An 11,654-nucleotide genomic window follows, 5' to 3' on the forward strand; every position below is an offset into this window, starting at 1 on the left:
TCCGTCCCTCCTCACGCCGCCGCGCGGCGGCGTGAGCCGAGGAACCGCACGAGGACCGCGAACGCGAGCAGTCCGGTGATTATCTGGCCAGCGTAGGTCAGGAAGATCATGCTCGTGGGCTCTTCGTCCGGGGAGAACGCCGAACCCAGCGAGGCGGTCAGCATCCACATCCCCCAGCTCAGCGTCGCGGACGAGCCGATCCACCCGAGGGCCAGCGGCCACCACGCCCGGCGTGCCCCGCCCCGGGCCAGCAACAGCGCCCCCGCGCCGGCCAGGAGCGCGCACATCGCATGGGCGGCGTTCACCACGCCCGTCTCCGCGGAGTACAGCGCCAGCCGCTCGGCGTTCAGACCGGCCGTGCCCCCGAAGGCCCAGTACAGAGACACCGCGCCCACGGCCGCGCCCGCCGCGGCCGTGGCTCCCGCCACCACCCCCGTGGATGGCGGGAGCCGGTCCCCCAGCACCCCTTGCCAGCGCCACCCCCAACGCTCTCGCGCATACGGCACGAACAGGCCGGCCAGGGTGAGTCCTTGGATCGTGAAGCCGCTGTAGACGACGCTGAACACCCAGGGGTCGAGGAAGGGCTTCTGAGCCGCCTTCACGGCCTCGCCGGCCCCCATTCCCAGTGCCTTGACGAGCAGTTGGCCGGGGAACCCGGTGAGGATCGGGGTGAGCAGTCCGGTGGCTATGAAGACCGGGACGGTCAGCAGCCAGGCCGGCACCCGCATGCCCCACGGCCGGGTGAGCGCCAGCACGATCACGATCACGGTGGCGTCCATGACCAGCGTGACGGCGTTCGCCACGGTGAAGAAAACTCCCGGCTCCAGCAGCACGCTGCCGTCCGGTATACCGATCCGGCTCCCCGCCAGCCAGGCGGACTTGAGAGCCAGATAAGGAACGGTGGCGGCCAGTGCCGCCGCACGCAGGACCTTCCGCCCGGTTCCCAGGCCCGGGGCTGAGGCCCCCAGGCCCGGGGCCGAGGGCCGCGCCGCGTCTGCCGTCGTTTCGCTCGTCCGAGCCGCTCGTGTGTTCATGACTCAACGGTCGCCTGCGCGCCGCCCAGCCACCTCCCCCACGAAGGTGAACCGCCTCCCCCACCCGGGGGAGGAAGCCCTGCCTCCCACACCTCACATGCGGCGGAAGCCCTGCCTCCGCGGCCTCTACATGCGCCGCGTGACCACAGACAGCCGGTCCCGCGCCTCGAACAGCGCCGCCTTGATCGTCTGCTCGTGCCCCTGCGTCAGCCGTGCCACCGGCACCGAGCAGCTCACCGCGTCCCGCGCCGGCGTCCGGTACGGCACCGCCACCCCGAAGCAGCGCAGCCCGAGCGTGTTCTCCTCCCGGTCCACCGAGTAGCCCTGCTCCCGCACCAGCGCCAGCTCCTCGATGAGCCGCGCCCGGTCGGTGATGGTGTGCTCGGTGACCGCCTCCAGCCGCCGCGGCAGCAGTTCGCGTACCTCGTCGTCCGTGTGCGTGGCCAGCAGTGCCTTGCCGAGCGCGGTCGAGTGCACGGGCAGCCGCCGCCCGACCCGGGTGAAGGGCCGCAGGTAGTGCTGCGACTGCCGGGTGGCGAGGTAGACCACGCTGGTCCCGTCCATCCGGGCCAGGTGGATGGTCTCCGTCGTGTCGTCTGAGAGCCGGTCCAGGGTGGGCCGGGCCGCCGCGACCACCTCGTCCCCGTCGATGTACGAGCTGCCGACGAGCAGCGCGCGTACGCCGATGCCGTAGCGCGTCCCCGTCGCGTCCGTCTCCACCCAGCCGAGGTTCACCAGTGTCCGCAGCAGCATGTAGAGGCTGGACTTCGGCAGGGAGAGGTCGTTCTGGATGTCGGCGAGGCTGTGCAGCCCGGGCCGCGCCGCGAAGTGCTCCAGCAACAGGACCGTCCGTACCGCCGACTTGACGGCCGCGGGCGCTCCCGGACCGGCCCCCGCCGACGCCTCCGACTCCTCCGACCCGGCCGACGCCTCCGGCCCCGGGCCAGACCCCGGCCCCGGCCCCGGCCCCGGCTCAGACCCCGGCTCCGCAGACTCACCTGTCGTCATTCGCCTTCGTGCCCCTCTGTCCGTGGCGGACTGTCCGGCCCTGGTCTCTTGTCAACCCGTGAGACGCGGAAATAGAGTCCCTGGTGGATGCGATCATTCATGCACCAGAACGGCGTTCAGAATACTGAACAACACCGTGCGGGTCAGCGTAGATCCAGGAGGCAGTGCGCCATGGCAGCAACACCAGTCTGGAGTGTGGACCCCCGCACCGGGAAGCAGCGCGAACAGGTTGCGGTCGAGGCCACACCCCGGGAGGTGGACGAGGCCGTACGCGCGGCCCACGCGGCCCGGGGCGCCCTCGCCGACCGGACCGCCCGCGCCGCCTTCCTGCGCGCGGCCGCCGAGCTGCTCGACGAGAGCGCGGCCCACGTGATCGAGGCCGCGGACGCCGAGACCGCACTCGGCCCGGGCCGCCTCACCGGCGAGCTCGCCCGCACCACCGGCCAGCTGCGTGCCTTCGCCGACGCCGTGGACGAGGGGGCCTACCTCGACATCCGCATCGACCGCGCCGACCCCTCGCTCACCCCGCCGCGTCCCGAACTGCGCCGCTACAAGGTGCCGCTGGGCGTGGTCGCGGTCTACGCCGCCTCCAACTTCCCGCTCGCCTTCTCCGTCCCCGGCGGTGACACCGCGAGCGCACTGGCCGCCGGCTGCCCGGTGGTCGTCAAGGCGCACCCCGACCACCCGGCCACCTCCGAGCTGTGCGCCTCGCTGCTGCGCCGGGCCGCCGTCGCGGCCGGGCTGCCGGCCGACGTGGTCACCGTGGTCCACGGGTTCGACGCCGGCCTGGAGCTGGTCCGCCACCCCCTGGTGACCGCCGCCGGATTCACCGGTTCCATCCGGGGCGGGCGCGCCCTGTTCGACGCGGCCGCCGCCCGTCCCGTGCCCATCCCCTTCCACGGTGAACTCGGCTCCCTCAACCCCGTCGTGGTCACCCCGGCGGCCGCCGCCGAGCGCGCCGAGGAGATCGGTACGGGGCTCGCGGGGTCCGTCACCCTCGGCGTCGGCCAGTTCTGCGTCAAGCCCGGCCTGGTCCTGGTCCCCGAGGGCGCGGACGGCGACCGGCTCACCGGCGCGCTGACCAAGGCGCTCGGGGAGACCGAGCCGGGGGTACTGCTCGACCACCGGATGCGGGAGAACTTCATCGCCGGGGTGAACGAGCGGGCCGCACTGCCCGGCGTCGACGCGCCCGTCACCCCCGGCTCCGGCGGCGACCACACCGTCGGCGCGGGCTACCTGACCGTGCCGGCCGCCGCCCTCGCCGATGAAGGGGTGTACGACCTGCTCCTGGAGGAGTGCTTCGGCCCCGTCACCGTGGTCGTACGGTACGTCGGCCAGCGCGAGGCGACCGCCGTGCTGGACCGCCTTCCCGGGAACTTGAGCGCCACCCTCCAACTGTCGGCCACCGAAGCCGAGGGTGCCCATGCCGGGGCGGCGGAGCTGGTAGAGCGGGTCACCGCCCTGGCCGGGCGGATCGTGGTCAACTCCTGGCCGACCGGTGTCGCGGTGGCCCCTGCGCAGCACCACGGCGGCCCGTACCCCGCGGCCACCTCGCACTCCACCTCGGTCGGCGGGACCGCGATCGAGCGCTGGCTGCGCCCGGTGGCCTACCAGTCGGTGCCGGACCCGCTGCTTCCGGAAGAGCTGCGCGAGGCCAACCCGCTGGGGCTGCCGCGCCGCGTCACGGGCGGCTAATCCCGTTGCCTGCCCCGCCCCGGGCGGGGCAGGCTGCGGCCATGCCGAAGCCGCAGGGATTCTCGTACAAGCAGTCGGGCGACCGCACCGTGGTCATCACGCACCAGGGCCGGGCCGCGGGCACCCTGCGGGGCGGGCGGGCCGAGAAGTTCCTGGCGGAGGTGGAGGCCGGCGACGCGCAGCTGGTGATGGCCCGCTGGACCGGCGCCTACAAGTTCGGCAATGAGCGGATGGCCAGGAACCACCCGCGCAACCGGCGCTGACCACCCCCGAAATCTCTTGCGAGGGTAAGGGAACGGCAAAGCACCCTTGGTCGTTCTCCCGGCATGACCGCTATGACCCCTGGTTCCAATCTGCCGCTCAATACCGTCCGCGTGACGGTGGATGTGGCTGCCCCGGTGCGGCTCGACGTATCGGGGCTGCTCCTCGCGGCTGACGGCAAGGTGCGTTCCGACGCCGACTTCATCTTCTACAACCAGCCGTCCGGGCCCGGTGTCAGCTACCGGTCCGGCGGCGGGTCGGCGCCGGACTCGATCACCGTGGACACCGGCGCGGTGCCGCCGGGCATCGAGCGCATCGTGGTCACCGCCAGCCCCGACGCCGCCGGGCAGACCTTCCAGGGCATCGAGCCCACCGCCACCGTGCGCGACGCGGACGGCGGCGCGGTGATCGCCACCTTCACCCCGCCCCGGCTCGGCTCCGAGACCGCGCTCGTCGTCGTCGAGGTCTACCAGCGCGGCGGTGCGTGGAAGGTGCGCGCCGTCGGCCAGGGGTACGCCAACGGCCTCGCCGGCATCGCCACCGACTTCGGGGTCTCCGTGGACGAGGAGCCGGCCCAGGCCGCCGCGGCCCCGGCGGCCCCGGTCGCTCCGCCGGTCCCGCCCGCGCCCCCTGCACCGCCCGCCGCCGCGCCGGCCGCCTACCCCGTGTCCCCCTGGCTCGGCGGTACGACACCCACCCAGGCCGCGCCCCAGGCCATGCCCCCGGCGGCCCCCGCCGCGGCTCCTCCCGGCGCCGGGAAGATCAACCTCGACAAGGGCCGGGTCAGTCTCCAGAAGAACCAGACCGTGTCCCTGGTCAAGGGCGGCCGCCCGCTGCTCTCCCAGGTCAAGATGGGTCTGGGCTGGGAGCCGGCGTTCGGCGGCCGCGATATCGACCTCGACGCGTCCGTCATCGCGTACGGCCCGCAGCGCAACCACATCGACAGCTGCTACTTCGGCAAGCTGTCGATCCTCGGCGGCGCCATCAAGCACTCGGGGGACAACCTGACCGGCGCCGGCGCCGGGGACGACGAGGTGATCGTCGTGGACCTCGGCCGGCTGCCGGCCGAGGCCACCGGCCTGGTCTTCACGGTCAACTCCTTCTCCGGCCAGAAGTTCACCGAGGTCGCGAAGGCCTACTGCCGCCTGATCGACGCGGCGAGCGGCGAGGAGCTGGTGCGCTTCGACCTCACCGGCGCCGAGCCGCAGACCGGCGTGATGATGGCGAAGTTGATCAAGCAGTTTTCCGGCGAATGGGAGATGACGGCCATGGGCGAGTTTGTGAAGTCGCGCACAGTGCGCGGCATGGTCAAGCCTGCGGCACAGGCACTCTGAGCAGGTGGGCGGGCACATGGAGCGACCAAATTCCGTTTCGGGTGAGCCATTCCACCCTTAATGGGGAGGTGGCTGTCAGTGCCCGCCCGTAGCCTTGAACCCATGCACACGACACTCCAGCCCGCGGGTCCGGCCCGCCCGTCCGCCGCCGAGGCGAATGAGGCGATACGGCACCTGGTCGAGAGCCGGGTGGACGACGAGTGGCCCTCCGAGGCGTATGAGTTCCTGCTCGAGGAGTGGGCCGCGGCCTCCCGCGCGGAGGTTTCCGCGGCCCAGTAGCGGCGGAGACGGCCCGACGGCCGCCACTCGGCGGCCGCCCGCCCTCACCCGGTCCTCGCCTAGCCCTCGCCAGGCCCTCGCCCGGCGGCCGCCGCGTAGGCCGCCGACGCCCACCCGGCGGCGGTCAGTGGGCGCGCCGCCAGGGACCGGTGATGGCCAGCATGATGCCCGGGTCCTGGATGTTGGCGTACAGGGTGCGCCCGTCCGGGGAGAAGCAGACCCCGGTGAACTCCGAGTACTCCGGCTCCTCGGCCGACCCGATGTTCAGCCCGTTCCGCGCCAGCGGGTAGGTGCGGCCCGATTCGGTCGCGCCGAACAGGTGCTGGAGCCCCGAGCCGTCCTCGGCGATGATCAGGCCTCCGTAGGGCGACACGGTGATGTTGTCGGGGCCGTCGAAGCCGCCGTCAACCGACGGGTCGGCGTTCACCCCGATGAGGACGGTCAGCCGGACCGTGCGACGCTTGGGGTCGTAGAACCACACCTGGCCGTCGTGCGCGGCGCCCGGGCTCTCCTCGCGGGCGTACGAGGAGACGAAGTAAGCGCCCCCGTCGGCCCACCACATGCCCTCCAGCTTGCGCGCCCGCGTCACGGCGCCCGCACCGAACTGCTTGCGGACCGGCATCGTCCGCGCGTCGCGGTCCGTCACCTCCACCCAGTCGACCCCGTACACGGTGCCGATCTTCGTGGCCCGCGAGAGATCGTCCACGAACTGGCCGGCACTGTCGAAGCACTTGGGGGCCGCGAGCACGCCCGCGTCGGCGGCGAGGTCGCGGAGCTTGCCGCGCCCGTGCCGGAAGCCCTGCGGCGGGGTCCAGCGGTAGAGCAGTCCGTTGGGGCCGGAGGCGTCCTCCGTCAGGTACGCGTGGCCCTGGCGCGGGTCGATGACGACGGCCTCGTGCGCGTACCGCCCGAACGCCCTGATCGGCTTCGGCTCGCGGTTGGCGCGGCGGTCGTGCGGGTCGACCTCGAAGACGTAGCCGTGGTCCTTGGTCATGCCGTTCTTGCCGGCGAGGTCCTCGTTCTCCTCGCAGGTCAGCCAGGTGTCCCAGGGGGTGGCGCCGCCCGCGCAGTTGGTCGACGTACCGGCGATGCCGACCCATTCGGCGACCTCGCCGCCGCGGCGGACCTCGACGACCGTGCAGCCGCCGGCGGCGGCCGGGTCGTAGACGAGGCCCTCGGTGAGCGGGACGGGGTGCGCCCAGTTCGCGCGCGGGCCCTTCAGCTCGTGGTTGTTGACGAGGAGGGTGACCCCGCGGTGGCCCTCGAAGGCGGCCGTGCCGTCGTGGTTGGACGGGGTGCTCTCGCCGGAGTCGAGCTTCGTGACACCGCTGTGGGTGATCACGCGGTACGTGAATCCGGCGGGGAGGGCCAGCAGTCCGGCCGGGTCGGGACACAGCGGGCCGTAGCCGGGCTCACAGGGCCGGCCGTGCTCGTCGCGCAGGGTGCTGTCGTCGGCCGCCAGCGCTCCCGGGGCGGTGGCGAGTGCGCCGACCGTCCCGGTGAGTGCGACTCCCGCACCTGCGATGACGGTGCGGGCGGTGAAGTCTCTACGGCTGAGCGGCATCTGGGCTCCAGGGGTGGGGAGGTGGTGCGCCTGTCGTGCGGTCGTCGGCGCACACGCTCCCGCCCGCACGTGAACGGCGGCTGAATTACCCACGAAGGGCAGCCGACCCCTTGCCGGTGGATGGAATGGCCAACTCCGGGTCGGGAAACGGCTCGTTGTGCACCCCCGCGCGGACCGTCGGCCGCCACCGCAGGGCGTCACCGCCGCCGCCCCGCCACCGCCACCGCCTCTGCCCGCGGCGGCTGCCGGGAGGCGCGGCGGGTGCTAGGAGGTGAGGCAGGGCGTCAGGACTGCCTGGAGCGGGCCTTGAAGGCCGCCTTGCGAGCCTCCTTGGCCGCCTTCTTGTCCGGGTGCAGCCGCCCCATCGCCTCCAGCACGTAAGCCGTCGCGGGGTGCTCCACCCGCCACACCTGCTCGAAGAACCCGGAGTGGTGAGCCGTAAGGGACTCGATCAGGAGCGGCAGTTCCTCCGTCTCCCCGTCCGCGGCGAGCTGCGCTGCGATCGTGTCGACCGTCAGCCAGAACACCATCTCCGGGTCCGGCGCCGGCACGTCCGACGCCCCGCGCTCAGCCAGCCAGACCCGGGCGAGCCCGCCCAGCTCGGCGTCGTCCAGCACCGCGCGGACCGCCGGCTCGGCCTCCGGCCCGGCGGGCGCGAGGGCCTGCTGGCAGCGCAGCCGGCGCAGCGGCGCGCCCTCGTCGTCACCGCGGGCCGCGGCAAGCAGTTCGGCGACCGCGGCCGGCAGGTCCCGGCCGGCCAGCCACTGCTCCATCTCGCCCTGCGCCGCGGCCTCCGGATAGTGGGAGACCGTGTCAAGCAGTACGTTCGCGCCCTTGTCGGCCAGCTCCCCGATGGCGGGGGCCTCGACTCCGGCTTCCAGCATCCGGGCGCGGATCCCGTACAGGCCGAGCGGGGTCAAGCGGACCATCCCGTACCGGGACACGTCCTCCTCGTCGTCAGGTCCGGCCGCGGAGCCCGCCTGGAAGCCCGCCGACAGCTCCTCGTCGTCGGCCTCGACCATCAGCTCCTCGTCGACGGGCTGGAACTCGACCAGTCCGATCGGCTCCAGCTGCCGGAACTGGTCGTCGAGGCGCATCATCGCGTCCGAGACCCGCTCCAGTACCTCGTCGGTCGGCTCGCCCATCCCCTCCGGTACGACCATCGACGCGGCGAGCACGGGCAGCGGTACCGCACCTTCCCCCGCCCCACCCTCGGCGACGGTGAGCAGGTAGAGGTTGGCGAGCACCCCGTCGAGGAAGTCGGCCTCGCGCTGCGGGTTCCAGCCGAGCTTGCCGAAGTCGATCTCGCCGCCCGCGTCCAGCGCGTCGACCAGGTCGTCCAGATCGGGTACGGAGGCGTCCGCGAGCACGGTGTCCAGGGCGGCCAGCCACAGGTCGAGTACGTCGCCGGGCGCCCCGCCGGCCAGCAGAGCCAGGTCCTCACCGGGCGCGGCGGTGCCGTACTCCGCGTCGCCGCCCGCACCCTCTGCCGCGCCCTCTGCCGCCCCCTCGGCGGGCTCCGCGTCCTCGTCGGGCTCCGTGACATCGACCAGGCCGGTGTCCACGGCGACCCGCCAGGCCTGGCTCGCGTGCGCCGGGCCGTCCTCGTCGGCGGCGTCGAGCCCGAGCACCGCGGCGGCCTCCGGCAGCTGCCCGGCGGCGAGTTCACCGCCGACGGCGACGCGGGTGTCGGGTCCGGCCCAGCGGGCCAGGCGCACGGCGCGGGAGAACAGCGGGGCGACTAGGGCGTCGCGGGCCAGTTCCGCATCGGAGTGCAGCCGTACCGGCGGCAGCGTGGGGTGCGGCTCTGCGGACATGGGGTGGGTCTCCTCGCGGACGCGGTGCGGCGGTCGTACGGCGGTCGTACGGCGACCCAGAGTAAACGCATTTCGGGCGCCCCTGGCGGGCCATCACCTTTGGTTCATCCCACAGTCAGCTGTCGTATTTCCTGGAGGCCTTGACAACTTTGCCGGTGACGCAGGAAATTGACGCGCGTAGATCTATCAAGAACCCCGAGTTCCCGCAGATCGGGCGCCACAGGTGGCACCCACGCCACACCACCCGTCACATCGCACCACCGTCACACCGCACCGCCATACCTTCCTTCCCCCCATCCACACACCGGAGTTCCTGCCCATGCGCTCCTCGCATCCCCGTTCCGCCGCCGTCGCGGCCCTCGTCGCCACCGCCCTGGCCACCGGCCTGCTGGCGGGCTCCGCCGACGCGGCCGAAGGCGTCGCGTCCGCCGATCCGATACGCATCCACGACATTCAGGGCACCACCCGGATATCCCCGCTCAGCGGCAAGCAGGTCACCGACGTCGAGGGCATCGTGACGGGCGTGCGCACCTACGGCTCGCGCGGTTTCTGGATCCAGGACCCCGACGCCGACGACAACGACGCCACCAGCGAGGGCGTGTTCGTCTTCACCAGCTCGGTCCCGACCGTCGCCGTCGGCGACGCGGTCAAGGTCTCCGGCCTGGTCGGCGAGTACATCCCCGGCGGCGTCTCCTCCGGCAACCAGTCGGTCACCCAGATCTCCAAGCCGGTCGTGACCGTGGTCTCCTCCGGCAACGCGCTGCCCGAGGCCACCGAGATCACCGAGTACTCGGTCCCCGCCGAGTACGCCCCGGCCGGCGACCCGGCCGCCGGCGGCAGCATCAACGGCCTGACCCTGGACCCCTCGCGCTACGCGCTGGACTTCTACGAGTCCCTGGAGGGCATGAACGTCCGCATCGGCAGCTCCCGCGTGGTCGGCGCCACCGACCCGTACTCGGAGATGTGGGTCACGGTGAAGGGCTGGGAGCACACCGCCAAGCGCGGCGGCACCATCTACGGCTCCTACGAGTCCCAGAACACCGGCCGCCTGCAGATCCAGCAGCTGGCGCCCCTCGCGCAGCAGCCCTTCCCGGTGGCCAACGTCGGCGACAAGCTGACCGGCACCACCGAAGGCCCGCTGGACTTCAACCAGTTCGGCGGCTACACCCTGGTGGCCCGCACGCTCGGCACGGTCACGGCGGGCACCCTCGCCCCCGAGAAGACCAAGGCGCAGTCTCCGGGCGAGCTCGCGGTGGCCACGTACAACGTGGAGAACCTCGACCCGAGCGACCCGCAGGAGAAGTTCGACAACCTGGCGAAGGCGGTCGTCGAGAACCTCGCCAACCCGGACATCCTGGCGCTGGAGGAGATCCAGGACGACAACGGGGCGAAGAACGACGGCACGGTCTCGGCCGAGCAGACGCTGACGAAGTTCACGGCCGCCATCGCGGCCGCGGGCGGCCCGGCGTACCAGTGGCGCACCGTCAACCCGGAGAACAACAAGGACGGCGGCGAGCCCGGCGGCAACATCCGCCAGGTGTTCCTCTTCAACCCGGAGCGGGTCTCGTTCACCGACCGCGCGGCGGGCGACTCGGCGACGGCGACCGGTGTGACGACGGAGAACGGCCACGCGGCCCTCACCCACTCCCCCGGCCGCGTCGACCCGGCGAACCCGGCGTGGAAGGACAGCCGCAAGCCGCTGGCCGGCGAGTTCGTCTTCCGCGGCCGCACGGTCTTCGTGATCGCCAACCACTTCGGCTCCAAGGGCGGCGACGAGGGCCTGACCTCGCACCACCAGCCGCCGGTGCGCTCGTCGGAGGCCAAGCGGCTGCTCCAGGCGCAGGCCGTGAACGGCTTCGTCAAGGAGCTGCTGGCGGCGGACAAGAACGCCAGTGTCCTCGCGGTCGGCGACATCAACGACTTCGAGTTCTCGGCGACATCGAACGCGCTGGAGGACGGCGGGGCGCTGTACTCGGCGGTCAAGTCCCTGCCGAAGGCGGAGCGGTACTCGTACGTGTACCAGGGCAACGCCCAGGTGCTGGACCAGATCCTGACCAGCCCGTCGATCAAGAAGTTCACGTACGACAGCGTGCACATCAACGCGGAGTTCGCCGCCCAGAACAGCGACCACGACCCGCAGGTGCTGCGCTTCCGCCCGTAGCACTCCCGTACCGCAGGGGGCCCGGCCGCCGTCCAGGCCGGGCCCCCTGCCACACTTCTGGCCATGATCTTCCGCACCGCAACCCGTGAGGACCTGCCCGCGATACTCGCCCTGCTGGCGGACGACGGCGACGCCGGAGAGCCCGCGGTCGTGACCGGCGCGCACGAGCGGGCCTTCGCCGCGATCGAGGCCGACGCCCGCAACGAGATGCTGGTCCTCGTGGAGGAGGCAGAGGTGCTGGGCTGCCTCCAGCTCACGTACATCCCGGGGCTCGGCCAGGGCGGGCGGGAGCGGGCGCTGGTGGAGACGGTACGGATTCGCCCGGACCGACGGGGCAGCGGACTGGGCGCGGAGCTGATGCGGCTGGCGGTGGAACGGGCCCGGGAACGCGGTTGCGGCCTCGTGCAGCTGCCGAGTAGCCGAGGGGGATCTCACCCCTCGGCTCTCACAGAACCGTGCGTAAAAGTCGCCCTTTACACGGCTCTTGTCGTTCTGGTCATC

General features: G+C 72.4%; 10 protein-coding genes. 6 read left to right on the plus strand and 4 right to left on the minus strand.

The window, feature by feature from the left end; all coding sequences use genetic code 11:
• Positions 1-11: 11 nt before the first annotated feature.
• Positions 12-1,034 carry a hypothetical protein gene (locus tag J7I97_RS04885; RefSeq protein WP_251058485.1) on the minus strand — a complete coding sequence of 341 codons (1,023 nt, stop codon included), beginning with the start codon at positions 1,032-1,034 and terminating at the stop codon, positions 12-14.
• Positions 1,035-1,160: 126 nt separating this feature from the next.
• Positions 1,161-2,042, minus strand: a complete 882-nt coding sequence (locus J7I97_RS04890; protein WP_251058486.1) for an IclR family transcriptional regulator — start codon at positions 2,040-2,042, stop codon at positions 1,161-1,163.
• 171 nt (positions 2,043-2,213) lie between these two features.
• On the opposite strand from J7I97_RS04890, the gene J7I97_RS04895 reads away from it, so the two are divergent.
• The 4 genes from J7I97_RS04895 (at position 2,214) to J7I97_RS04910 (ending at position 5,611) form a co-directional block, all read left to right on the plus strand.
• On the plus strand, positions 2,214-3,737 hold the full coding sequence (locus J7I97_RS04895) for an aldehyde dehydrogenase (NADP(+)) (protein ID WP_214931139.1): 1,524 nt from the start codon (positions 2,214-2,216) through the stop codon (positions 3,735-3,737).
• Positions 3,738-3,778: 41 nt separating this feature from the next.
• Positions 3,779-4,000 carry a hypothetical protein gene (locus J7I97_RS04900; protein ID WP_214931140.1) on the plus strand — a complete coding sequence of 74 codons (222 nt, stop codon included), beginning with the start codon at positions 3,779-3,781 and terminating at the stop codon, positions 3,998-4,000.
• A gap of 63 nt (positions 4,001-4,063) precedes the next feature.
• Positions 4,064-5,332, plus strand: a complete 1,269-nt coding sequence (locus tag J7I97_RS04905; protein ID WP_214931141.1) for a TerD family protein — start codon at positions 4,064-4,066, stop codon at positions 5,330-5,332.
• A 102-nt stretch (positions 5,333-5,434) separates the two neighbouring features.
• Positions 5,435-5,611: a hypothetical protein gene (locus tag J7I97_RS04910; RefSeq protein WP_214931142.1), complete on the plus strand. Its 177-nt coding sequence runs from the start codon at positions 5,435-5,437 to the stop codon at positions 5,609-5,611.
• Between the two features lie 124 nt (positions 5,612-5,735).
• Here the strand turns inward: J7I97_RS04910 and J7I97_RS04915 are convergent, their stop codons facing one another.
• Together J7I97_RS04915 and J7I97_RS04920 are read right to left on the minus strand one after the other, a co-directional pair.
• Positions 5,736-7,175 carry an alkaline phosphatase PhoX gene (locus tag J7I97_RS04915; protein ID WP_214931143.1) on the minus strand — a complete coding sequence of 480 codons (1,440 nt, stop codon included), beginning with the start codon at positions 7,173-7,175 and terminating at the stop codon, positions 5,736-5,738.
• 284 nt (positions 7,176-7,459) lie between these two features.
• The gene (locus J7I97_RS04920; RefSeq protein ID WP_214931144.1) at positions 7,460-8,992 is read right to left on the minus strand and encodes a hypothetical protein; all 1,533 of its coding nucleotides are present in this window, start codon (positions 8,990-8,992) and stop codon (positions 7,460-7,462) included.
• Between the two features lie 319 nt (positions 8,993-9,311).
• On the opposite strand from J7I97_RS04920, the gene J7I97_RS04925 reads away from it, so the two are divergent.
• Together J7I97_RS04925 and J7I97_RS04930 are read left to right on the plus strand one after the other, a co-directional pair.
• The gene (locus J7I97_RS04925) at positions 9,312-11,153 is read left to right on the plus strand and encodes an endonuclease/exonuclease/phosphatase family protein (RefSeq protein ID WP_214931145.1); all 1,842 of its coding nucleotides are present in this window, start codon (positions 9,312-9,314) and stop codon (positions 11,151-11,153) included.
• A gap of 63 nt (positions 11,154-11,216) precedes the next feature.
• Positions 11,217-11,654 (plus strand): GNAT family N-acetyltransferase (locus J7I97_RS04930; RefSeq protein WP_214931146.1); only part of this gene is annotated, 438 nt, incomplete at its 3' end.

The organism is Streptomyces sp. ISL-87, from assembly GCF_018614095.1.
Classification (GTDB): domain Bacteria; phylum Actinomycetota; class Actinomycetes; order Streptomycetales; family Streptomycetaceae; genus Streptomyces.